The organism is Plantibacter flavus (assembly GCF_900177615.1).
Lineage (GTDB): Bacteria > Actinomycetota > Actinomycetes > Actinomycetales > Microbacteriaceae > Plantibacter > Plantibacter flavus.
The window spans coordinates 856,957-880,456 of sequence record NZ_FXAP01000001.1 but is presented as its reverse complement, the minus strand read 5'-3'; the positions used below and the strand labels follow the sequence as shown (position 1 = coordinate 880,456).

Sequence of the window (23,500 nt, the reverse complement as noted above, 5' to 3'; positions counted from 1 at the left end):
GGTCCGGGTTCGAGGACTCAGGCTCCGCCAAGGGTGCCCTCCTGCAGGGAACCGCCGAGGACATGCGCGTGCACGTGGAAGACCGTCTGCCCGGCGGACTCGCCGGTGTTGAAGACGAGTCGGAACTCGCCACCGGTGTGCTCCTTCGCAAGCGACGACGCCACCTCGACCATCTCAGCGAGCAAGGAGGGGTCGCCAGCGGCCAACTCCACCACGTCGCGGTACTCGGCGGTCTTCGGGACGACGAGGAGGTGCACGGGCGCCTGCGGTGCGATGTCGGCGAACGCGATCACCCGATCGGTCTCGGCGAGGAGGGTCGTCGGGATCTCCCCCGACACGATGCGGCTGAATACCGACGGTGCTTCACTCATGTCCACCAGTCTAAGGTTCGTGGCGGCCTCATGCGCGGGCTGGTGGATCGTCACCACCGACCGAGCAGCACGTTGAGCGCGGCGATCGCCGCCGGTCCTGCCGTCGAGGTGCGCAGGACGCCCGAGCCGATCCGGACCTCGATCGCGCCGGCCGCTTCGAGCCGCTCGCGCTCCGCCGGCGAGATACCGCCCTCCGGACCCACGACGAGCACGAGCTCCTCGGCGAGCAGTGCCGACGGGTCGAGCTCCGAGAGGGCGAGTGCCGCACTCGGTTCGAGCACGAGGACGGTCCGGCCGGCGACGATCGACGCGAGTCCACGGGTGTCGACGACCTCGGCCACCTCGGGCACCCGTGCGCGGATCGACTGCTTCGACGCCTCGCGCACGATGAGCTGCCAGCGCGCACGGCCCTTGACCGCTTTGTCGCCCTGCCATCTGGAGATGCTGCGCTCGGCGCCCCACGGGACGATCCGGTCGACGCCCAGCTCGGTCGCCGCCTGGATGGCGAGTTCGTCGCGATCACCCTTGGCGAGCGCCTGCACGAGGACGAGCCCGGGACGGTTCTCCGGGTGCACCACGACCGATTCGACGCGGATCTCCAACTCGCCCGGCTCGCTTCGCACGACCGGTCCGGTCGCGATCAGGCCCCGACCGTTGCCGATCGAGGTCATCTCGCCGACCCGCAACCTGCTCACGGCGACGGCGTGCTTCGCCTCGGGCCCGCGGAGGGTCACCGAGTCGCCGACACCGGTCGATTCGAGATCCTCGCGGAGGTACAGCGAACTCATCTCAACCGACGCCGTGGAAGCGGTCGCGGATCTTCGCGAACAGGCCCTGCTGGAACTGCGCGAGCGCCGGAGCACCCTGACGTCGTCCTGAGGCGAAGCTCTTGATCAGCTCGCGTTCGCGGTGGTCGAGCTTCGTCGGGGTGACGACCTGGACGCCGATCTTGAGGTCGCCCCGGCTGTTCCCACGGAGACGGGTGACGCCGCGGTCCTTGACCGTGATGACCTCCGAGCTCTGCACGCCCGGCCGCAGCTCGACCTCGACGTCGCCGTCGAGCGCGTGGACGGTGACCTGGCGGCCGAGGATGGCGTCGGTCATCGGGACTTCGAGCGTGCACAGCAGGTCGTCGCCGTCGCGGCTGAAGACGTCGTGGTGCTTGACCTTCATCTCGAGGTAGAGGTCGCCGTTCGGGCCGCCGGCCGGGCCGACCTCGCCGCTCCCCGGCATCTGCAGACGCAGACCGGTGTCGACACCGGCCGGGATGTCGACCGAGACGGTGCGGCGGGCACGGAGCCGACCCTGACCCTGGCAGGTGACGCACGGGGTCGCGATGATCGTGCCGTAGCCGCGGCAGGTGCCGCAGGGCGCCGAGGTCATGACGTTGCCGAGCAGCGAGCGGACGGCCCGCTGGATGGAGCCGGTGCCGTGACAGATGTCGCAGGTCACCGGTGAGGTGCCGGGCTGGCAGCAGGAGCCGTTGCAGGTGCTGCAGAGCACGGCGGTGTCGACCTCGAGGTCGCGGTGGGTGCCGAAGATGACCTCGTCGAGGTCGAGCTCGACGCGCAACAGGGCGTCCTCGCCGCGTGCGCGGCGGGACTTGGGTCCGCGCTGCTGGCCGCCCCCGCCGAAGAAGGTGTCGAAGATGTCGCCGAAGCCGCCGAACCCGGCGTCGCCGCCACCGAACCCACCCGCCTGCGGACCGAGGTCGTACTGCTGGCGCTGCTTGGGGTCGCTCAGCACGTCGTAGGCGTGGGTGACCTCCTTGAACCGCTCCGAGGCGTCGGAACCCGGGTTCACGTCGGGGTGCAGTTCGCGTGCGAGGCGGCGGTACGCCTTCTTGATCTCTTCGGGCGTCGCCTCCTTGGCGACACCGAGTGCTGCGTAGTGGTCGGGGTAGTCAGCCACTGAGGGCCTTTCGTTCGAGGTGCGGAAGGTGTTGGGGGACGCGACGAGGATGCGTCACTCGGCGTCGAGGATGCGCGAGAGGTACCTGGCGACGGCGCGGACCGCAGCCATGTTGCTCGCGTAGTCCATTCTCGTGGGGCCGAGGACGCCGAGCCGGGCGATTTCGCCACCAGAGGAACGGTAGTTCCCGGCGAGGACACTCGTGGTCTCGAGGCCGAACGACGCGTTCTCCCGCCCGATGCTGGCGACCACGCTGTCGCGCTCGGACTCCATCTCGCCGAAGAGCCGGAGCAGCACGACCTGCTGCTCGATGGCGTCCAGGACCGGATAGATGCTGCCGGGGAAGTCGTCTTCAGTGCGGGCGAGGTTGGCGGCGCCGGCCATGACGAGGCGGTCCTGGCGCTGCGCCGACAGCTGCTCGCGCACCGCGTCGACGATGCGGACGGCCGCCGCGCGGTCGAGGTCGGCGATGTCGGCGGGGACGTCGCCGATCGCGTCGTGGGCGTCGAGGAGTGGACGGCCTGCGACCGCCTCGTTGCACAGCGAGCGGAGACGCGAGATGAGGTCGTCGTCGACCGGGCTCTCCGTCTCGATGAGCCGCTGCTCGACGCGGCCGTTGTCGAGGATGATGACCGCGAGCACACGGTTCGGGGTGACGCTCACCAACTCGAGATGCCGGACGCGTGCCCGGGAGAACATCGGGTACTGGACGAGCGCGACCTGGTTCGTCAGCTGCGAGAGCAGCCGCACCGTGCGGTGCAGGACCTCGTCGAGGTCGCCGGACGCGCCGAGGAAGGTCTCGATCGCCGTCCGTTGGGCGTTGTTCAGCGGACGGCGATCGGCCAGGTGGTCGACGAACATCCGGTAGCCCTTGTCGGTGGGCACCCGGCCAGAGGAGGTGTGGGGGGCGGCGATGAGCTCTTCGTCCTCGAGCTGCGCCATGTCGTTGCGGATGGTGGCTGCGGAGACGCCGAAGGAGTGGCGGTCGACGATCGTCTTGGAACCGACGGGCTCACGCGAGGCGACGTAGTCCTGCACGATGACGCGAAGCACTTCGAGACCGCGATCCGACACCATCTCGATCTCCTCCCGTCATCCACCTCGGAGCACCGACCATCAGCACTCGAAGACCCTGACTGCCAATCATATCGTGGCGCCCGCGCAGCGGTCCCTTGCGCGGCCCCGTGCCGCGGGAATACCGTTGGCCGCAGGCGTGGGTCCCTGATCAGCAACACCTGGTGCGATACGCTCAGCTGGACCAATTGAATATCACTCTCCGTGAAAGGTGCGAAGATGTCCGATCCGAACGCTCAGCCGCCCGTCGACCCAGCGAAGGGCGGGTCGGTTCCGCCTGCAGGAGACGGCGCGACGCCCCCTCCCGCAGCTCCGCAGCAGCCGCCCGCAGGCGCCTACCCGCCCCCGCCCGCCGGTGGCTACGCGCCGCCGCCGCCCGCTGCCGGCTCCTACCCGCCACCGCCCGCAGGCGCCCCGCAGTACCAGCAGCCGTACGCCGCCGCTCAGCCCATGAGCCCGTCGGACGAGAAGCTCTGGTCGACGCTCATCCACATCGGTGGGATCTTCTTCGGATTCATCCCGCCGCTGATCGGCTACCTGGTCCTCAAGGACCGCGGCCCGTTCATCAAGGCGCACACGCTCACCGCGCTGAACTTCCAGCTGACGATGCTGATCGCACTCGTGGTCGGCTCGATCCTGACGATCGTCGTCGTGGGTCTGTTCATCATCATCGCCGTCTACGTCGTCGTGATCGTGTTCAGCATCATCGCCGCGATCAAGGCGAACAAGGGCGAGCTGTACAGCTACCCGCTCACGATCCAGTTCATCAAGGCCTGATCCGTCGAGTACGACCACAGCCCCGTCCGGTCCGCCGGGCGGGGCTGTCGCATGTCTCCGGCGGGATCAGTCGCCGACCAGGCGGCGGACGACCGCGTCGGCGAGGAGCCGTCCGCGGCGCGTGAGCTCCAGCCGTCCGAGCAGGGCCTGCCGTGCGTCGACCAGTTCCTCGGCGATGAGCCCGGCGACCGCCGTGCGAGCCTCGGGGGCGAGCGTCCGGATCGGGATGCCGTCCCGCGTACGGGTGAGCAGCAGGATGCGTTCGAGCTCCCGGGTCTCGTCGTCCAGGGTCTCCCGGCCGGCGGCCGGGGACTCCCCCGCCGCGATCCGCTGGGCGTACGCCGCCGGGTGCTTGACGTTCCACCAGCGCACCCCGCCGACGTGACTGTGCGAGCCCGGGCCGACACCCCACCAGTCCTCGCCGGTCCAGTAGGAGAGGTTGTGCCGGGAGCGGTGCCTGTCGTCCGTCGCCCAGTTGCTGACCTCGTACCAGCCGTAGCCGGCCTCGGTGAGGAGATCGTCGGCGAGCTCGTACATGTCGGCCTGCAGGTCTTCGTCGGGGGTCCCCACCACGCCTGAGCGGATCTGGCGCGCGAGTTTCGTTCCGGGTTCGACGATGAGCGAATAAGCCGACACGTGATCCGGCGCGCAGGCGATCGCCGTCTCGAGCGAGACGCGCCAGTCTGCCAGGGTCTCCCCCGGCGTCCCGTAGATGAGGTCCAGGCTGACGCCGAGGCCGGCCTCGCGAGCCCACTGGACGACGAGCGGCACCCGAGCCGGATCGTGCGTGCGCTCGAGGGTGGCGAGCACGCTCGGCACCGCGGACTGCATCCCGAAGGACACGCGGGTGAATCCGGCTTCGGCGAGCGTGCGGAGGTAGGCGGCGTCGACGGAGTCGGGGTTCGCCTCGGTCGTCACTTCGGCGCCGGGCGCGAGGTCGAAGTTGTCCGTCACGCCACGGAGCATCCGGACCAGGTCGTCAGCGGGCAGGAGGGTCGGCGTCCCGCCTCCGAAGAACACGGTCGAGACCGGCCGATCGGGGACGGTCGATGACGCCAGGACGGACTTGCCGAAGCGGAGTTCCGCGACCGCCTCGTCGGCGTAGTCCGATTGCTTCGCGCCGCGGAGCTCGGTCGCCGTGTAGGTGTTGAAATCGCAGTAGCCGCACCTGACCCGGCAGAACGGGACGTGCAGGTAGACCCCGAAGTTGCGCTCGTGGGCGCCAACGGCCGCCGTCTCCGGGAGGAGTCCGTCGGACGGGGCCGGATCGGCGAGTGGGAGGGCGCTCGGCACGGTCCGTCGCTCAGACGCCGCGCGACGGCAGGAGTGCGCGGAGGTAGGCGTCGTTCATGGTCTTGCGGCGACGCTTGGAGCCGACGAGCTTCGCCGCACCCTTCGTCGGGCGGAAGAACGAGCGCACGACGATCCAGACCGAGTCGTCCTCGCGCTGCTCGATCGTGAAGGACTGCTCGCCGCTCTCCGGATCGCCCTCCATCGTGCCGATGGCGAGGCTCACGTGGCCCGGCTCCTCGGTGACGGAGATGACGCGATGCGGTCCGACGAGCGGTTCCCCACCGACGGTGCCGGCGAAGACGACCGTCGTGCCCGGCGTGATGAACGGTGTACCGTCCTCGGCGAAGCGCTGCTCCTCGTGCGTCTCGATGGGTTCCAGCGGTGTACCGTCCTCGGCGAACGCGATGCCGCCGTACTGCACACCCGTGCCGGGGTGCACCTCGGAGATCTCCACGCCGCTCGAGCGGTGCAGCCCCCAGGTGAGGAGGGCGCTGCTCGCGAGGGCGAACCGCTCCTCGCCGCTTCCGAGGCGGAACGCGTCCTCCGACGGCACGTAGCCCTCCGGCGGGTACTGCAGGAGGTCGGTCCGCTGGGTGGCACCGACGGCCGCGTAGTCGACCGCTTCGTCCTCGAATGAACTGCGTCGTGCGTTCACTTCTTGTCCTTCGTCTCCACGTCCCCGGAGAGCGCTGCGATGAACGCCTCCTGAGGCACCTCGACCTTGCCGACCATCTTCATCCGCTTCTTGCCCTCCTTCTGCTTCTCGAGGAGCTTGCGCTTGCGGGTGATGTCACCGCCGTAGCACTTGGCCAGGACGTCCTTGCGCATGGCACGGACCGACTCGCGGGCGATGATCCGCGCACCGATGGCGGCCTGGATCGGCACCTCGAACTGCTGGCGCGGGATGAGCTTCTTCAGGCGCTCGGTCATGAGCACACCGTAGGCGTACGCCTTCTCGCGGTGGACGATGGCGCTGAACGCGTCGACCTGGTCGCCCTGCAGCAGGATGTCGACCTTCACGAGGTCGGCTGCCTGCTGGCCGGAGGGCTCGTAGTCGAGCGACGCGTACCCCTGCGTACGGCTCTTCAGATGGTCGAAGAAGTCGAAGACGATCTCACCGAGCGGCATCGTGTACCGCAGTTCGACGCGGTCCTCGCCGAGGTACTCCATGCCGAGCAGCGCACCTCGACGGCTCTGGCAGAGCTCCATGATGGTGCCCACGTAGTCCTTGGGGGCGAGGATGCCCACCTTGACCATCGGCTCCGACACCTCGAGGATCTTGCCGGAGGGGAACTCGCTCGGGTTCGTGACGGTGACGACCTGCTTGTCCTCCGTCTTCACCTCGTAGGTGACCGACGGTGCCGTGGCGATGAGGTCGAGGTCGAACTCGCGCTGCAACCGCTCGGTCACGATCTCGAGGTGGAGCAGGCCGAGGAAGCCGACGCGGAAGCCGAATCCGAGGGCGACGGAGGTCTCCGGCTCGTAGTTGAGCGAGGCATCGGAGAGCTTCAGCTTGTCGAGCGCGTCGCGGAGGATCGGGTAGTCGCTGCCGTCGATCGGGTACAGACCGGAGAAGACCATCGGCTTCGGGTCGGTGTAACCCGGGAGTGCGTCGGTCGCCGGCTTCACCGCGGTCGTGACGGTGTCGCCGACCTTCGACTGCCGGACGTCCTTCACACCCGTGATGAGGTAGCCCACCTCACCGACGCCGAGGCCCTTCGTGGGCGTCGGTTCCGGCGAGCTGACGCCGATCTCGAGGAGGTCGTGCACCGCGCGCGTCGACATCATCTGGATACGCTCACGCGGACTCAGCTGGCCGTCGATCATGCGGACGTAGGTGACGACGCCACGGTAGGTGTCGTAGACGGAGTCGAAGATCATGGCGCGCGTGGGTGCGTCCGGGTCGCCCACGGGGTTCGGGATGCGCCCGACGACGCGGTCGAGGAGTTCCTCGACACCCATACCGGTCTTGCCGGACACCCGCAGGACGTCTTCGGGCTTGCCGCCGATGAGGCTCGCGAGCTCCTTCGCGTACTTGTCGGGGTCGGCCGCCGGGAGGTCGATCTTGTTGAGCACCGGGATGATCTCGAGGTCGTTCTCGAGCGCGAGGTAGAGGTTCGCGAGCGTCTGCGCCTCGATACCCTGTGCGGCGTCGACGAGGAGGATCGCGCCCTCGCACGCGGCGAGCGACCGCGAGACCTCGTAGGTGAAGTCGACGTGCCCGGGGGTGTCGATCATGTTGAGCGCGAAGGTCTCGCCGTTGAGCGACCACGGCATGCGCACGGCCTGGCTCTTGATGGTGATGCCGCGCTCGCGCTCGATGTCCATGCGGTCGAGGTACTGCGCCCGCATGTCGCGGTCCGAGACGACGCCGGTGATCTGCAGCATGCGGTCCGCCAGGGTCGACTTGCCGTGGTCGATGTGGGCGATGATGCAGAAGTTCCGGATGAACGCCGGGTCGGTCGATGCCGGCTCGAGGGCCTTCACTGCTTGGGGGCTCACGCGTTCCTCGGGGTCAGGGGTGGAATCGGGCAACCCTCATTGTCCCACGGCGGGGAGCACCCGTGCTGCGGTACCCTGGATTGCCAGAACTCAGCCCGACTGGTAATGTTGCCTGTTGGCTTGCGTGTGAGTTGAGACCACACGAGAACTCGCTTGAAGACGCCCTCTTCCGTCCGACGGCACCGAACATCATTTCCTCGAACCGAAAGTTGACCCAACGTGGCAAACATCAAGTCGCAGATCAAGCGCATCGGCACCAACAAGAAGGCCAACGAGCGCAACAAGGCCGTCAAGAGCCAGCTGAAGACCGCCATCCGCGCAACCCGTGAGGCCGTCGTCGCCGGCGACAAGGCCCAGGCCGAGTCCGCACTCAAGCTCGCCTCGAAGAAGCTCGACAAGGCCGTGAGCAAGGGCGTCATCCACGAGAACCAGGCAGCGAACCGCAAGTCGGCCATCGCCAAGCAGGTCAACGCGCTCTAAGCGACACCAGCTGCAAGGCCCCGGCGTTCCTCGGAACGTGCGGGGCCTTTCGCGTTGCCCGCTCGGTTCCTGAGCTTGTCGAAGGGCATCCCGCCCGCCACCACGGCCCGCTCGGCCGGCTACCGCTCCGACAGATCGACCCCGCGTGCCGCGATGACGCCGACGAGCCGCTCGAGCGCGAACACCGGGTCGCGGCTCGCGCCCTTCACTCCGGCGTCGGTCTCGGCGAGCATCTGCACCACACGGCCGATGCCGGCGTCCGTCCAGCCGGACAGGTCCCGACGGGCGCGGTCGACCTGCCACGGTGCGAGGCCGAACTGCTGCGCGATCTGCCCGGACCCGCCGCGCGCCGACGACACCTTGGCCATCGTGCGGATCTTCATCGCGAAGGCGGCGACGATCGGCACGGGGTCGGCACCGGAGTCGAGCGCTTGCCGCAGGGCGAGCAGCGCTTCCCCATGTCGTCCGGCGATCGCGGCGTCGGCGACGTCGAACGCACTCGTCTCGAGTCGACCGCCGTAGTACTTGTTGACCGTCTGTTCGGTGATCTCCTCCGACGCGTCGGCCATGAGCTGACTGCACGCGGCTGCGAGCTCGGCGAGGTCGTCGGAGAAGGCGCCGACGAGTGCCCGGAGCGCCTGGGGCGTGATGCGACGACCCGCGGTCTTGAACTCCGCCGCGGCGAAGTCGGCCTTGTCGCTGTCCCGCTTGAGTTCGGTGCAGACGATCTCGACACCGCCACCGGTGCCCGAGCGGATGGCGTCGAGCAACTTCTTGCCGCGCACGCCTCCGTTGTGCCGCAGCACGAGGTAGGCGCCCTCCGGCGGTGCTTCGAGGTACCGGATGGCTTCGGTGAGGAACTGATCGGAGCACTTCTCGACCTGGCTGACGCGGACGAGCCGGGGCTCACCGAAGAGCGACGGGCTCGCGACCGTGAGCAGCTCGCCCGGGGCGTAGCTGTCGGCGGCGACATCGTTGACCTCGAGCGAGGGGTCTTCGGAGACGAGGAAGTCGCGAAGTCGGCGGATCGCCCGGTCGGCGAGGAAGGACTCCGTGCCGGACACCAACACGATCGGCGCCGGGCGGATCTCGGACCAGCCGAGCTGCGGGATCGCCGCCGAGGCCTTGGCCGCCGTCTTGGCCTTGCCGCGACCGGCGGAACGTGGTGCAGCCACAGCGGCTCCTCTCGACCGTCCGAGTCTACCGGCGACCGCCGACACCAGGCGGGGCGGTCGGCGGCTCACCCGCCACGTTCCGACCACACGCGGAACCCGCCGCCGTCGCCCGGGCCGAGGACGATGATCCCCGACTCGTCCGTGCGGAGGACCTCGGCCCCGGTGGCCTCGTAGAACTCGAGCGCTGAGCGCGTCGGATGCCCGTAGCCGTTGTCGGCCCCGACGGAGACGAGCGCCACCGTCGCGCCCACCCGGCGCGCCAAGCGATCGCTCTGATCGGCGGAACCGTGATGCGACACCTTGACGATGTCGACCGGATCCCCGAGCGCGTGCCGTCCGAGCAGCCGGTCCTGTGCTTGCTCACCGAGGTCGCCGAGCAGCAGCACCGATGCGGCGAGGAGGTCGAACCGGACCACCACGCTCGCGTCGTTCCCCGGTTCGACGCCATCTGCCGCGGGGTCCGGCCACAGGACGCGCCACCGCGCCGCGCTCTCCGGATCCCCCAGCACCCCCTCGTCCCCGGCGCCGGCCTGTCGCACCTCGGCACCGGCCGCTCGGAGCACTCGGGCGATGCGCTCGTCCTCCGGGTCGTCGACCGGCCCGAGCAGCACCTCGTCGACCCTGCCGACGACCGCGTCGAGGCCTCCGACGTGGTCGAGGTCGTAATGGGTGAGGACGAGCAGCTCGATGCGGGACACCCCGAGTTCGTCCAAGCACGCGCGGAGCGGTTCGGGGTCGGGCCCGACGTCGACCAAGGCGATGGCGGCGCCCTGTCGCAGGAGGACCGCGTCGCCCTGACCGACGTCGCAGGCGGCCACGACCCAGTCGCCCGGCCGATTGAGGGCCGGACCGAGTCCGTCCCCGACCGCCCGACCGCACAGTGCCACGAGCGCCACGACAACCGCCACCCCGATCGTCCTCGACCACCTCGAGGGCAGGTCCCGACCGAACAGCAGGAGCGTGGCGATCAGGGCCGTCGGCACGGTGACGAGCACGACGCCGAGCGGCCCCTCCGGCCACGGCACCCTCGCAGCAGGAACGCCCTCGAACCACCGGGCCACTGCGGCGATCCACGTCGCGGGCACCCAACCGAGCCATGCGACGAGCAGCGCGAGTTGGGGTGCGAACGGGACGAGCAGGCAGGCGAGCAGCCCGAGCATGGTCGCGGGCGCGGCGGCAGGACCTGCGAGCAGATTCGCGGGGACGCCGCCGAGCTGGATCGCGGGGTCGAGGAGGACGAGCATCGGCTGGCAGGCGAGCTGGGCGGCTGCCGGGATCGCGATGAGGGCCGCGATCCCTCGCGGCAGCCACCTGCCCAGCAGGTCCGTGAGGGGTCCACTCAGGAGCAGCAGACCGCTGGTGGCGAGCACCGAGAGCCCGAACCCGTACTGCCCGGCCAGCCAGGGGTCGGCGACGAGGAGGACGACCACCGCCAACGACAGCGCGGCGAGGCCCCTGATCGGCCGCCCGAAGCCGCCCATCACCAGGACGAAGGCCGCCATGAGCGCCGCCCGTTGCACGCTCGGTTGGGGCGTCACGAGGACCACGAAGGCGACGAGACACAACAGGGCGCCCGAGATCCTGAGCTTCCGTCCACCGCCGAGTGCCGCGACCGCGGTGCTGACGAGCCACACGATGACCGCACAGTTCGCGCCCGACACGGCCGTCAGATGCGAGAGTGAACTGCGCTGCATCGACTCCGTGACCGCGTCACTCACCTGGCTGACGTCGCCGATCGCGAGGCCGGGCAGCAGTTCCCCGCCCGGTCCGGGCAAGGTGGACGCGAGCCCGACGAGGCCGGAACGAAGCGAGGCCGACCAGTCCAGGATCGCCGGCGGCTCCCCCAGCAGCTCGGGTTCCTCCCGTGCGAACAGCAGCGCTGCCCGCGCATCACCCGGCGCGTTCCATCGGAGGGGGCCGCCGACGTGCCAGCGCTCGCCGATCCTCGGCGCACGACCGGCCGGCACCGGCGCGAAGACGAGGACCGGGACCGAGAGGCCCTCGAGGGCTCCCCCGTCGTCCGAGACCGTCACAAGGTCAGCTGCGAACCGAACCGTGGGTTCAGCCGTGACCGAACCGGTAGGGACCGCGTCACCGGTCACCGCGACCTCGGCATGCACGGGAGCGTTCCCGAGCGCTTGCAGGGCCTCCGGCTGCCGGTCAGGCGCGCGTGCGCCGATCGACGCGGCGACCATGCCGAACAGCGCCGCGGAGCACGCGCAGAGCAAGAGCGTCGTGACGACGACAGACCCTGTGCGACGCTCCCCCAGGCGAAGCTCCACACGGCGACGCCGGACGACCGTGCTGCACCCGAGGCAGGCGGAGGCAACGAGGAACGCGACCAGTACCCCAACCCAGGCCAGCGTTGGAGCCGCGCTGCAGACGGCCGCACCGACCCAGGTGACCGCCGCCGGGATGAGCAGACGTGGGAACCGCATCGCGCTCTCACCTCGCCCGGATCTCGGTCCGGTGGCCGCGTCTGTGGTCACACCGTCGCCGCCGCGCGAAGCCCCTCGAGGGTCTTCGCGCCGATGCCTTCGACCGCGCTGAGGTCGTCGAGGGTGGCGAACGGGCCGTTCGCCTCCCGCCAGGCGACGATGCGTGCGGCCAGGGCCTCTCCGATCCGTGGGAGTGCGGTGAGTTCGGCCGCGGACGCCGTGTTCACGTTGACGAGCTGCGAGCCGGACGGACTCCCGGCAGCCGACCCGTTCGCGCCTCCACCAGTTGGCACCTCGCCGACCACAGGGACGTATAGCTGCTCGCCGTCGTTCACGAACCGTGCGAGGTTCACTGCACTGGTGTCCGCTTCCGGCAGGAGGCCGCCGGCGGATGCCACCGCATCGAACGCCCGTGACCCCTCCGGCAGCCGGTAGACACCAGGGGCCGCGACCGCTCCGAGCACGTGGATGAACAGCTCCCCCGTCGCCGCGCCGGCGGGTGCGGTCGCTCCCGGTGTCGCGACAGGCACGGGACTCCCGTCAGCCGACAACTCCGCCCCACCGATGGTCCGCACCGCCCCGCCTGAGCTGAACAGCGAGACGAGGATGGCGACCACGAGCGCCGCGATCACCAACACGACGACGGCGCCGGCACGGAACTCTGGGCGCGGTAGCTCACCGAGCAGACGGCGCGTCGACGAACGCCTGGACGGTACCGGGCGGGACGTGGGTTCCGGTTCGATGGTCATCCTCGAACGCTACGAGCCCGGACGCCCCGAACCACACGCTCACCGTCGTCACAGGCGCTGAACGCACCGCGTCCGCCCCTGTGAAGCGCGTTCACGTGGGATGCAGGATCAGTCAGCTGAACGAGCGCCTTGTTGTTGACCGGTCGCCTTCCGATCGAGGGTGATCAAGCCGCTCTGGCTGGCTCGGCCCGCTCTCGCGTCGAAGATCGCCCGAACCAGATCCACAGGGGGCGAGCCGTGGCGAGGATGAGCACCGCGAACAGGCTCTGATTGATGACGCCGAACCACGAGAGTCCGCCGAGCAGAACGAAGACGGTCCAGTTCACCGCGATGTCTGCGACGATCACCGCGATGCCGAGCACGATTCCGGCGCGCCGTCGAAGCATGATCAGCACAGCGGTGATGGGGTCCAAGACCGTGAGCGTCACCCAGAACAGCCGGACGCCGGGCGGGAAGCCGCCGTAGACGTCCGACCCGCCGAGGATCAGATCCGCCGTGTGCGTGGTCGTTCCGATCAGGAAGCCGATCACCCACAGGATCTGGAACACGCGGAGCGTTCGTACTGCTGGGGCGAGAGCGGTCACCCGGTCATGCTACCGAGCAAGCACAGGCAACCGGGCGGGACGCGATCCGAGAACCCCCTGCCGTCGGATGGGACACGGGGTCCGACTCGATGGTCGTCCCCGAGCGCTCCGAGCGTGTTCGGGACGGGCCACCGGGCCCGCCCCGAACCGCATCAACCCTTCGTGGCGATGCTCACCACGCGCGGTGCACGCACCACGACGTTGACGATCTCGCGGTCGCCCACGGAACGCTGCACAGCCGCACTCGCGCGTGCGAGCTGCTCGAGCTCCTCGCCGGAGATCTTCGGCGACACCTCGAGCCGGTCGCGGACCTTGCCGTCGACCTGGACGACCGCGGTCACCTGGTCCTCGACCAACAGCGACCGGTCGGCCTTCCGCCACGGCACCAGCGAGATCGACGGCTGGTAGCCGAGCTTGGCCCACATGTCCTCGGCGGTGAACGGTGCGAAGAGGTCGAGCGCCATGGCCGTCACCTCGGCGGACTCGCGCACGGCGGGGTCGCCCGCGCCGGGCCCGGCGTCGATCGCCTTCCGCGTCGCGTTGACGAGTTCCATGAGCCGTGCCACGACGACGTTGAACTTGCCCGCCTCGATGAGGCCGGGAGCCTCCGCGAGGAAGTGATGCGTGACCTTCCGCAGCTTCTCGTCGCCGTCTTTCCAAGCGACGTCGGGCGAGCTGGTGACGTCGTGCGCGACCCGCCAGGCGCGAGCCAGGAACTTTGCCGACCCGGCAGGCGAGACGTCCGCCCAGTCGATGTCGTCCTCCGGAGGACCGGCGAACGCCATCGTGACGCGCAGGGCGTCGGCGCCGTACGACCGCAGCTCCTGGGCGAACTCCACCAGGTTGCCCTTGCTCTTGCTCATCTTCGAACCGTCGAGGATGACCATGCCCTGGTTGAGGAGCGCGCTGAAGGGCTCGGTGAAGCCGACCTTGCCGAGGTCGAACAGGACCTTCGTGATGAACCGCGAGTAGAGCAGGTGCAGGATCGCGTGCTCGACACCGCCGACGTACTGGTCGACCGGGGCCCACTTGTCGGCCTCCTTCGGGTCGAACGCGATCTCGTCGGAGGTCGGGTTCAGGAACCGGAGGAAGTACCACGAGCTGTCGACGAAGGTGTCCATCGTGTCGGAGTCCCGCTTCGCAGGCTTCCCGCACGAGGGGCAGTCCACGTTGATCCAGTCCTCAGCCGCTGCGAGCGGGCTCATACCCTTCGGACGCAGGTCGAGACCCGCAGCATCCGGCAGCCGCACGGGGAGCTGGTCCTCGGGGACCGGTACCTCGCCACAGGCGTCGCAGTGGATGATCGGGATCGGCGTGCCCCAGTAACGCTGTCGCGAGATGAGCCAGTCGCGGAGGCGGTAGTTCTTCGTCTTCGCGCCGAGGCCGCTCGATGCGAGCGCAGCCGTGACCTTCGGGATCGCGTTCGCCTTGCTCAGGCCGTCGAAGGGGCCGGAGTTCGTCAGGCGACCGTCGCCGGTCAGCGCGACACCCGTCTTGGCAGGATCGATCGACGGGAGGTCCTCCGGCAGCTCACCGTCGACGATGATCGGGATGGCACCGGTGACGGGCTGCGTGGTGTCCACCACGACGCGCACGGGCAGGTCGAACGCCCGCGCGAAGTCGAGGTCGCGCTGGTCGTGCGCGGGAACCGCCATGATCGCCCCGTGACCGTAGTCGGCCAGGACGTAGTCGGCCGCCCAGATCGGCAGGCGCTCACCGCTCAGCGGGTTGATCGCGTAGCGCTCGAGGAACACGCCGGTCTTCTGGCGGTCGGTCGCGAGCCGCGCGATCTCGCTCTCACCCTTCACGCTGTCGAGGTAGGCCTGGAAGCGACCCTTGACCTCGTCGGAGGTGTCGGCGACGAGCTCGGCTGCGAGCTCGGAGTCGGGCGCCACGACCATGAACGTCACGCCGTACAGCGTGTCGGGGCGGGTCGTGTACACGGAGACCGGCTCGGCACGACCCTCGATGGAGAACGAGACGTCCGCGCCGTTGGATCGACCGATCCAGTTCCGCTGCATGCTGAGGACCTTGGCCGGCCAGGTGCCCTCCAGCTGGTTGAGGTCGTCGATCAGGCGGTCCGCGTAGTCGGTGATGCGGAAGTACCACTGGGTGAGCTTCTTCTTCGTCACCTCGGCGCCGCAGCGCTCGCAGTGTCCGTCGACGACCTGCTCGTTCGCGAGCACGGTCTGGTCGTTCGGGCACCAGTTGACGGGGCTCGCCTTGCGGTACGCGAGGCCCTTCTCGAACAGCTGGAGGAACAGCCACTGGTTCCACCGGTAGTACTCGGGGTCGCTCGTGTGGAGTTCGCGGTCCCAGTCGAACGAGGGGCCGTACTGACGGAAGCTGGCCTTCTGCTGCGCGATGTTCGCGTAGGTCCACTCGCGCGGGTCGACACCGCGCTGGATGGCCGCGTTCTCGGCGGGGAGACCGAACGAGTCCCAGCCGATCGGGTGCAGGACGTTGAAACCCTGGTGACGCCAGTACCGCGCGACGATGTCGCCGAAACCGAACGCCTCGGCGTGACCCATGTGCAGGTCGCCCGAGGGGTACGGGAACATATCGAGCACGTACTTGCGCGGACGTTTGTCGGCAGGGTCGCCTGCCGCGAAGGGCTTCAGCTCGTCCCAGACGGGAAGCCACTTCTCCTGGATAGCCTGGAAGTCGTACCGCTCGCCGTCTCGGCGGTCGTCGGTGTTGCGCTCGTCTGACACGTCACTCTCAATCACTGCAGGTGCTGGGGGTGGAATCCCGTGGGTTGCTCGCACGGCGCTCGGCCGCAGGATGGACGGGCTGGAGCGCACGACGGCGCTCCGTCCAACGGTCAAGCCTACCGGGATTCGGCAGGCGGACGTCCGACGCCGAGTGCCGCCAGCGGGGCCGCCGCCTTGGTCCACGTCTCCTCGAGCTCCTCCCGGGCGTCGGACAGCGCCGTGATGCCACCACCCGTGCCGATCGACGCACCCTGCGGATCGATCACGATCGAGCGGATGACCATGGCGAGGTCCATCGATCCGTCCGCGGACAGCAGGCCGAAGGCGCCGGCGTACACCCCGCGCGGTCCCCCTTCGAGGTCGTACAGCAGCTCCATCGCCCGGCGTTTCGGGGCCCCGGTCATCGATCCGGCCGGGAACGCGACCTCGACGACGTCGAGCGCGTCCAGCCCTGCGCGCAACCGTCCTTCGACGGTGCTGACGAGTTGGTGCACCTGCGGGTAGCTCTCGACGTGATGGAGCGCCGTGACCGCCACGGAACCCAGCTCGCAGACTCTGGAGAGGTCGTTCCGCATCAGATCGACGATCATGAGGTTCTCCGCGCGCTCCTTGGGACTCGCGAGCAGATCAGCGCGCTGACGGGCGTCCTCCTCGGGATCGGCACCTCTCGGCCGGGTCCCCTTGATCGGCTTCGTCCTGACGCGGCCGTCGGCCGAGACCTCGAGGAACTGCTCCGGTGACGCGCTCGCGAGACTGATCGAACCGAACCGGAGGAAGCCTCCGTGGTGCGTGGGACTCGTCCTGCGCAGCCGCAGATAGGTCGCGAGCGGGTCGTGGACGCCGTCGACGTGCAGGTGGTTCGTCAGGCACAGCTGGTAGGCGTCCCCACGGGTGATGTGCTCCTGGCACCGCTCGACGAGCCGCACGTATGCGGCATCGCTGTGACGGGGCGCGCAGACCCCGCCGGCCGCCTCGGCCACGGGGGGAGGCTCGGCCGCCGTGCTGAGCCGCTCGACGACCGCCGCGATCCAGTCGGGATCGTCCGACGAGACCGTGACCGTCCGCGCCGCATGGTCGAACCGCACCTGGTCGTCGAGGCGCAGGAAGAGCGCATCCGGGGAGGCGGCCGCGTGTGCCGGAACGCCGACGAGCCCTGCCCCCGACTCGTAGCCGAACCACCCGACCCAATCACCCGGGCCGTCCTCCGCGCGCACGGCGCGGAGGGCGTCGAGGATCGTCGTCCGGTCGAACGAGGCAGCGACCGGGGTGACGCGCTCCACCGTGCCGAGCTGGACGTCCGCCACGAGGCGTTCCGTCCCGCGTCCGATGAGGCTGACGCCGGTCCGGGCGCCCTGGCCCGAATCCAACCAGGCCGCCCAGGGCTCGTCAGCGAACACCCGTCGGTACACGTCCTCCGGTTCGGACCAGGCCGGGAGGACGACCTGCCGGCGTGCTCCGGTGGATCGCATCAGCCGACGGCCGCGATCGGCGGCGCGACGATCCGGAGGCGACCGGTCACGAGGCTGTCGGGAACCGGCGTGTGCGAGATCACGATGACCGCACGACCCTCGGATCCCGCGACACCGAGCAGGTCCTCGAGCAGGGCGGTCGCGCGCTCGGGATCGACGTTGGCGGTCGGCTCGTCGAGCACGAGCACGGGGAACTCGCGGAGGAGCGCACGGGCGAGGGCGATGCGTTGCGCCTGCCCCCCGGAGACGAGCGCGCCGTGCTCCCCCACCGGGCGGTCGAGTCCGCCGCGTTCGGCGAGCCAGGACGAGAGCCCGACCCGCTCCAGTACGGCCTTGAGCTCAGCATCGTCGGCCGTGTCCCTGGCGAAGAGGAGGTTCTGGCGGATGTCGGCGTCGAAGAGGAACGGACGCTGCTCGACGAGCCCGACCGACTCGCGCAGCGTATCCGGGCGGAGGTCGCGTGCCTCGACACCGCCGACGCGGTACCCACCCTCGTACTCGAGGAAGCGGACGAGGGCGTGCGCCAGGGTGGTCTTCCCGGCTCCGCTGTCACCTTCGACGAGCAGCCGGTCGCCGGCCGACAGCCGGAAGCTGATCGGTGCGAGCGCCGCCGCCGTACTCCCGGGCCACCGTGCGCTGAGGTGCTCCGCCTCGAGCATGACGCCGTCGAAGGTCGGCGTGAGGATGCTGCCGGTGTCCTCGTCCGGGATCTCGCGTGGGCGCTCGCTCGGGACCGCGTCCGCCACACGCTCGGCACTCGCGACCGCTTCCCGCCAGGCCCCGAACGCGAGCGGCACCATCGCGCAGACCTCGAACACGGCGAGCGGGACGAGGACGATCACGGTGAGCGCCGGGCCGCCGATCGTTCCCAAGGCCGGCATGCCTGCCCACAGCGCCGCGACGACGGACGCCCCGGAAGCCAGGGAGAGGACGGCGCCGGCAATCCCGGCGCCCGCCGCCCGCCGCACCATCGCGCGCGTGAGCGCCGCGTCGGCATGTTCGATCCGTGCCCGCGCAGCGTCGACCGCGCCGTAGGCCGTCAGCACGTCGAGACCGGTCACGAGTTCGAGCAGGGCCTCCGACAGCGCACCGCGCAGCGGCGCGAGTTCGCGTTCAGCGCGGGCCGCCACCCGGCTCACGAGCAACCACGAGACGAGGAACGCCGCGACGAGGCAGACCGCGAGCGCGATCCCGGCGGCCGGGAGCAGCGCGGTCGTGAGGATGACGGAGGCTCCGGCGACGACACCCGAGACCACCAGCGGTTGGACGACCCGCAACGGCACGTTCTGCAGCTCGTCCACATCGGTCACCAGGCGGGTGAGGAGGTCGCCCCGGCCGGTCAGCTGCAGTCCGTCGGGAGCCACCGGGATGACGCGTTCGATCATGCCGGCGCGCAGCTGCGCCAATTGACGGAATGCAGCATCGTGGCTGAGCAGGCGTTCGAGGTAGCGGAAGGACGCCCGGGCCAGCGCGAACGCGCGCACCCCGACGACGGCGACACCCAGCTCGACGATCGAGGGCTGCTCGGCTGCCTTCGTGATGAGGAACGCGCTCGAAGCGAGGAGGGCGACGGCGGCCCCCGCGGAGAGGATCCCGGCCAGGAGTCCAGGGACGAAGCGGCGAGCCGGCGGCTGCGCCAGCCGGATGATCTGTCGGACGCGCTCATCCATGGAGCATCACCTCGTCGCCCTGGACGCGTTCCGACCGCAGACGGATCTCGAGCACGGCATCCGCGTGTTCGACGATCGACGGTCGGTGGGTGATGACGATGACGGCCGCCCCGGACCGAGCGGCGTCGCGCGCGGCGTCGATGACGAGCGCCTCGGACGCGGCGTCGAGCGCCGAGCTCGGTTCGTCGAGCAGCAGCACCGGCGTTCCGGCATCCGCCGGGGTGCGCCGCAGTCGGTACAGGGCCCTGGCGATCGCGATCCGTTGCGCCTGCCCACCGCTCACGCCGTCGCCGACCGCGCCGATGGGGTGTCCGAGCGGCAGCGCGGACAGCCCGAGTGCCGACAACGCCTCGACGATGAGCGCCTCGTCAGGGGCGTCGTCGCCCAGCGCGACGTTGCTGCCGACCGTCCCCGCGATGAGGACCGGACGCTGCGGCGCCCACGACAGCCAGCGTCGTCCGCCGGGCGTGGGCGGCACGCGTCCGCCGTCGTGCAGGATCGATCCGGTGGCGTCCACGAATCCGAGGATCGCCGACGCCATGCTCGTCTTCCCGGCTCCGCTGGCGCCGACGACAGCCGTCACCACGCCGGCCGGGAACGTCGCGTCGAGGTCGTCCAGCACCCGCAGCTCGTCGTACTGCACGCCGAGACCGTCGAGTACCAGGCCAGACGTCCGGCGAGCGGAGTCGCCGACCGTTGCCGAATCGCCGACCTGATGAGGAGCCGACGGCGATTCGCGCACGGCCTTCGCTTCGTCGAGGATCTCGAAGACCTCGTCGGCGGCGGTGACCCCTTCCGCGGCCGCGTGGTAGTTCGCACCGACGTTCCGCAGTGGCAGGAAGGCCTCCGGGGCCAGGATCAGGACGAAGAGACCCGTTCCGAGGAGGAGCGAGCCGTCGAGGAGCCGGAGGCCGATGCCGACCGCGACCACGGCGACGGCGAGACTCGACAGCAGTTCGAGGGCGAAGCCGCTCACGAACGAGAACCGCAGGACCTTCATGGTCTCGACGCGGTACTCCTCGGTGACGGTTCGGATCCGCCGCACCTGCCGGTGCTGCCGACCGAACAGCTTGAGGGTCGCCATGCCCGCGACGAGCTCCAGGAACCCGCGCGACAGATGGGCCAGGGTCTCCCACTGCCGCCGCTGCACCGCCTGGGTCGCGAATCCGATGAGGATCATGAAGACGGGGATGAGCGGGAGCGTCACGATCACGGTGATGCCGCTGAGCGGGTCCTGGATGAAGATCACCGCCGCGATGATCGGCATGGCGATCGCCGTGAGGATGAGCTGCGGGACATAGCGACCGAAGTACGCGTCCAGGGCGTCGAGCCCGCGGCCCGCCACGGTCGTCAGTGCGGCGGAGCTCCGACGCGAGACCCACCCCGGCCCGAGCGTCTCGAACGCGCCGGCGAGGGCCCGCCGCAACTGACTGCGGACGATCGCGGAGCCACGGGCGTTCACCGAGTCGGATGCCAGGACGGTCCCGGCACGCAGCACCACGATGCCGATCAGCAGCCAGAGCGACGGCAGGAGCTCCTCGACCGGATCCCCCGCGATCGACCGGGACACGAGCTGGGCGACGAACCAGGCGAACCCGAGCGTGCAGGAGGTCTGGACGAGCGCGATGACCGCGCCGAGTCCGAGGATCGACCGGGCTCCGCGGGCGTAGCGGAGCAGTCGCGGATCGAGGGGGCGCACGATGACAGATTAGTGCGCGGCGGCTTCGATGTGCTTCCGCGTGATGCGCTTGCGGAACACCCAGTACGTCCATCCCTGGTAGGCGAGGATCAGCGGCAGGAAGATCAGGGCGGTCCACGACATCACCGTGAGGGTGTACTCCGTCGAGGAGGCGTTCGCGATCGTCAGGCTGTTCGCCGGGTCGTTGCTCGCCGGCATCACCGCTGGGAAGAGCGCGGTGAACAGGGTGAGCACGGCCGCCGCGACGGTCACGGCCATGAGCGCGAACGCACGGCCTTCCAGCCCTCGGCTGTTCGCGAACCAGGCGCTGATGAGCGAGACCGCGGCGATGGCGGCGAGGATCAACACCGGGAGCGAGAAGTGCGCCAGGACGGTCCACCCGAGGAATGACGCGGCGAGCAGGATGGCGACGAGCCCGGCGCGGCTCGCGAGGCGGCGGGCGCGCTCGCGGATGTCGCCCTCGGTCTTCAGCGAGGCGAACACGGCTCCGTGGGCGAAGAAGAGCACGAGCGTCGTGAGACCGCCGAGGATGCCGTACGGGTTGAGCAGGGTGAAGAGCGTGCCGGTGAAGTTGTGGTCGGCATCGAGCGGGACGCCCTGGACGATGTTCGCGAAGGCGACGCCCCAGAGGAAGGCAGGCAGGGCCGAGCCCACGATGATCATGAGGTCGAAGCGCCGTTTCCAGGAGGCTTCCGGCCGCTGGTGCCGGTACTCGAACGACACCCCTCTGATGATGAGCGCGAGCAGGATGAACAGCAGCGGGAGGTAGAAGCCGCTGAACAAGGTCGCGTACCACTCGGGGAAGGCGGCGAAGAGGCTCGCCCCGGCGACGATCAGCCAGGTCTCGTTGAGGTCCCAGACCGGCCCGATGGTGTTGATGAGCATCCGGCGGTCGGTCTCGTCCTTCCCGAGGAAGGGGATCGTCATGCCGACGCCGAAGTCGAAGCCGTCGAGGACGAAGTAGCCGACGAACAGTGCGGCGATGATCCAGAACCAGAGAATCGTGAGGTCCATGATGCGCTCCTAGTAGACCGTGGTCGCGGGGGCGGCGGGCTTCTGCACGCCGTCCTCGTCGGGTTCGGACAGCTCGATCGGGTCAGGCCCGGCCTTGATCGTCTTCTTCAGGAGACCGAACTCGACGACGAGCAGCGATCCGTAGACGACGGTGAAGGCGATCAACGAGATCAGGACGTCGAGGCCGGTGGTGTTCGGCGAGACCGCGTCCTCCGTCTTCAACAGGCTGAAGACGATCCACGGCTGGCGGCCCATCTCGGTGAAGACCCAGCCCATGGTCATGGCGAGGAACGGCATCGGGACGGCCCAGACCGCGACGCGCCACATCCAGCGCTTCGGCTCGCGGCCCTTGCGGGTGAACCAGAGACCGGCGGCCGCGACGAGCATCGAGGCGAGGCCGAGGCCGATCATCCAGCGGAACGCCCAGTAGGTGACCCAGATGACGGGCGAGTAGTCGCCCGGGCCGTAGAGCTGGGTGTACTGCGCCTGCAGGTCGTTGATGCCCTCAACCGTGCCGTCGAAGGTGTGGGTCGAGAGGAACGACAGCAGGTACGGGATGCGGATCGAGAAGAGCTCGTGGACGCCGTCGGGCGTGCCGAGGGTGAAGATCGAGAACGAGGCGTCGGCACCACTCGCCGTGTTGTACATCGCCTCCGCAGCCGCCATCTTCATCGGCTGGGTCTCGACCATGGCGAGGCTGAGCTGGTCGCCGGCGAGCATGGTGGCTCCACCCGCGAGGAGCATGCTCCACGCACCGACCTTGAGCGCCGGGCGCATCGCCTCGACGTGCTGGCCCCGGGCGAGGTGCCAGGCCGCAGCGGTGATGATGACGGCTGCGGAGACCATGAAGCACGCGAAGATCGTGTGCGGGAAGGCGGCCAGGGCGACCTTGTTGGTCAGCAGCTCCCAGATGTTCGTGAGCTCGGCGCGGCCTCGCTCCTCGTTGATCCGGAAGGCGACCGGGTTCTGCATGAAGGCGTTCGCCGCGATGATGAAGTAGGCCGACAGCACGGTGCCGAGCGCCACGATCCAGATGGTGGCGAGGTGGAGCTTCGGTGACAGCTTGTCCCAGCCGAAGATCCAGAGTCCGATGAACGTCGCCTCGAGGAAGAACGCGAGCAGGCCCTCGAGTGCCAGTGGTGCGCCGAAGACGTCGCCGACGAACCTGGAGTAGGTGGACCAGTTCATGCCGAACTGGAACTCCTGGACGATGCCCGTCACGACGCCCATGGCGAAGTTGATGAGGAAGATCTTCCCGAAGAACCGCGTGAGCTGCAGGTAGTGCAGCTTGCCAGTCCGGACCCAGGCGGTCTGGAACCCGGCGACCGTCACCGCCATGCCGATGGTGAGCGGCACGAAGATGAAGTGGTAGACGGTGGTGAGGCCGAACTGCCATCGGGACAGCAGTAACGGGTCGAGAAGATCGTTCACGATGATCACTCCATTTTTCGCGGCATCCAGGGAAGGCGGCGCAGGTGCGGCCCGATCGGGGTGGTCATCCCCGTGGCTTCGATCCATGTCGTCGAGACCAATGGTACAGGACTCCACGCCTGTGGTCAGACCACACATCCAAGGGTGTC

The 23,500-nt window shown here is 69.3% G+C and carries 19 protein-coding genes; 2 read left to right on the top strand and 17 right to left on the bottom strand.

Translation table 11 applies throughout. The features are described 5' to 3' along the window. Window positions 1-17: 17 nt before the first annotated feature. The 4 genes from B9Y95_RS04180 to hrcA are packed head-to-tail and all read right to left on the bottom strand — an operon-like array spanning window position 18 to window position 3,359. The gene (locus tag B9Y95_RS04180) at window positions 18-371 is read right to left on the bottom strand and encodes an HIT domain-containing protein (protein WP_064293856.1); all 354 of its coding nucleotides are present in this window, start codon (window positions 369-371) and stop codon (window positions 18-20) included. Window positions 372-421: 50 nt separating this feature from the next. Then, window positions 422-1,159, bottom strand: a complete 738-nt coding sequence (locus B9Y95_RS04175) for a 16S rRNA (uracil(1498)-N(3))-methyltransferase (RefSeq protein WP_085510718.1) — start codon at window positions 1,157-1,159, stop codon at window positions 422-424. A gap of 1 nt (window position 1,160) precedes the next feature. Continuing rightward, a complete protein-coding gene (gene dnaJ, locus B9Y95_RS04170; protein WP_064293629.1) occupies window positions 1,161-2,282 on the bottom strand; it encodes a molecular chaperone DnaJ in 1,122 nt (373 codons plus the stop codon). A gap of 54 nt (window positions 2,283-2,336) precedes the next feature. Next, complete coding sequence (gene hrcA, locus B9Y95_RS04165; protein WP_085510717.1) at window positions 2,337-3,359, bottom strand: heat-inducible transcriptional repressor HrcA; 1,023 nt, start codon at window positions 3,357-3,359, stop codon at window positions 2,337-2,339. Between the two features lie 216 nt (window positions 3,360-3,575). Between hrcA and B9Y95_RS20970 the strand changes: the two genes are divergently transcribed. Further along, window positions 3,576-4,133 (top strand): DUF4870 domain-containing protein, encoded by a 558-nt coding sequence (locus B9Y95_RS20970; RefSeq protein WP_234993956.1) that lies wholly within the window; start codon window positions 3,576-3,578, stop codon window positions 4,131-4,133. Between the two features lie 66 nt (window positions 4,134-4,199). On the opposite strand, the gene hemW is transcribed toward B9Y95_RS20970, so the two are convergent. From hemW to lepA, 3 genes are read right to left on the bottom strand one after another with little or no spacing between them, the layout of a single operon-like run. Beyond that, complete coding sequence (hemW, locus tag B9Y95_RS04155) at window positions 4,200-5,426, bottom strand: radical SAM family heme chaperone HemW (RefSeq protein ID WP_085510716.1); 1,227 nt, start codon at window positions 5,424-5,426, stop codon at window positions 4,200-4,202. A 10-nt stretch (window positions 5,427-5,436) separates the two neighbouring features. Further along, window positions 5,437-6,081 carry a DUF1990 family protein gene (locus B9Y95_RS04150; protein ID WP_085510715.1) on the bottom strand — a complete coding sequence of 215 codons (645 nt, stop codon included), beginning with the start codon at window positions 6,079-6,081 and terminating at the stop codon, window positions 5,437-5,439. Further along, window positions 6,078-7,928: a translation elongation factor 4 gene (lepA, locus tag B9Y95_RS04145; protein WP_079705746.1), complete on the bottom strand. Its 1,851-nt coding sequence runs from the start codon at window positions 7,926-7,928 to the stop codon at window positions 6,078-6,080. The genes B9Y95_RS04150 and lepA overlap by 4 nt, the downstream gene beginning before the upstream one ends. 219 nt (window positions 7,929-8,147) lie before the next feature. On the opposite strand from lepA, the gene rpsT reads away from it, so the two are divergent. Beyond that, a complete protein-coding gene (gene rpsT / locus B9Y95_RS04140; RefSeq protein ID WP_064295571.1) occupies window positions 8,148-8,408 on the top strand; it encodes a 30S ribosomal protein S20 in 261 nt (86 codons plus the stop codon). Window positions 8,409-8,527: 119 nt separating this feature from the next. Here rpsT and holA read toward each other — a convergent pair whose 3' ends face one another. The 10 genes from holA to B9Y95_RS04090 form a co-directional block, all read right to left on the bottom strand. Continuing rightward, entirely contained in the window at window positions 8,528-9,583 is a 1,056-nt protein-coding gene (gene holA / locus B9Y95_RS04135) for a DNA polymerase III subunit delta (RefSeq protein ID WP_071260815.1), read from the bottom strand. A 65-nt stretch (window positions 9,584-9,648) separates the two neighbouring features. Further along, window positions 9,649-12,021 carry a ComEC/Rec2 family competence protein gene (locus B9Y95_RS04130; protein ID WP_085510714.1) on the bottom strand — a complete coding sequence of 791 codons (2,373 nt, stop codon included), beginning with the start codon at window positions 12,019-12,021 and terminating at the stop codon, window positions 9,649-9,651. Window positions 12,022-12,068: 47 nt separating this feature from the next. Then, a complete protein-coding gene (locus B9Y95_RS04125) occupies window positions 12,069-12,770 on the bottom strand; it encodes a ComEA family DNA-binding protein (protein WP_085510713.1) in 702 nt (233 codons plus the stop codon). A gap of 164 nt (window positions 12,771-12,934) precedes the next feature. Further along, window positions 12,935-13,354 carry a hypothetical protein gene (locus B9Y95_RS04120; RefSeq protein WP_143736322.1) on the bottom strand — a complete coding sequence of 140 codons (420 nt, stop codon included), beginning with the start codon at window positions 13,352-13,354 and terminating at the stop codon, window positions 12,935-12,937. A gap of 152 nt (window positions 13,355-13,506) precedes the next feature. Continuing rightward, window positions 13,507-16,068, bottom strand: a complete 2,562-nt coding sequence (gene leuS / locus B9Y95_RS04115) for a leucine--tRNA ligase (RefSeq protein ID WP_085510711.1) — start codon at window positions 16,066-16,068, stop codon at window positions 13,507-13,509. 116 nt (window positions 16,069-16,184) lie between these two features. Next, window positions 16,185-17,537, bottom strand: a complete 1,353-nt coding sequence (pabB, locus tag B9Y95_RS04110) for an aminodeoxychorismate synthase component I (RefSeq protein ID WP_085510710.1) — start codon at window positions 17,535-17,537, stop codon at window positions 16,185-16,187. Further along, entirely contained in the window at window positions 17,537-19,207 is a 1,671-nt protein-coding gene (cydC, locus tag B9Y95_RS04105; protein ID WP_085510709.1) for a thiol reductant ABC exporter subunit CydC, read from the bottom strand. The genes pabB and cydC overlap by 1 nt, the downstream gene beginning before the upstream one ends. Further along, window positions 19,200-20,906, bottom strand: a complete 1,707-nt coding sequence (cydD, locus tag B9Y95_RS04100) for a thiol reductant ABC exporter subunit CydD (protein WP_085510708.1) — start codon at window positions 20,904-20,906, stop codon at window positions 19,200-19,202. The genes cydC and cydD overlap by 8 nt, the downstream gene beginning before the upstream one ends. Before the next feature lie 9 nt (window positions 20,907-20,915). Next, on the bottom strand, window positions 20,916-21,920 hold the full coding sequence (gene cydB, locus B9Y95_RS04095; protein WP_064295578.1) for a cytochrome d ubiquinol oxidase subunit II: 1,005 nt from the start codon (window positions 21,918-21,920) through the stop codon (window positions 20,916-20,918). Between the two features lie 9 nt (window positions 21,921-21,929). Next, the gene (locus B9Y95_RS04090; RefSeq protein WP_079003899.1) at window positions 21,930-23,351 is read right to left on the bottom strand and encodes a cytochrome ubiquinol oxidase subunit I; all 1,422 of its coding nucleotides are present in this window, start codon (window positions 23,349-23,351) and stop codon (window positions 21,930-21,932) included. Between the last annotated feature and the right edge of the window lie 149 nt (window positions 23,352-23,500).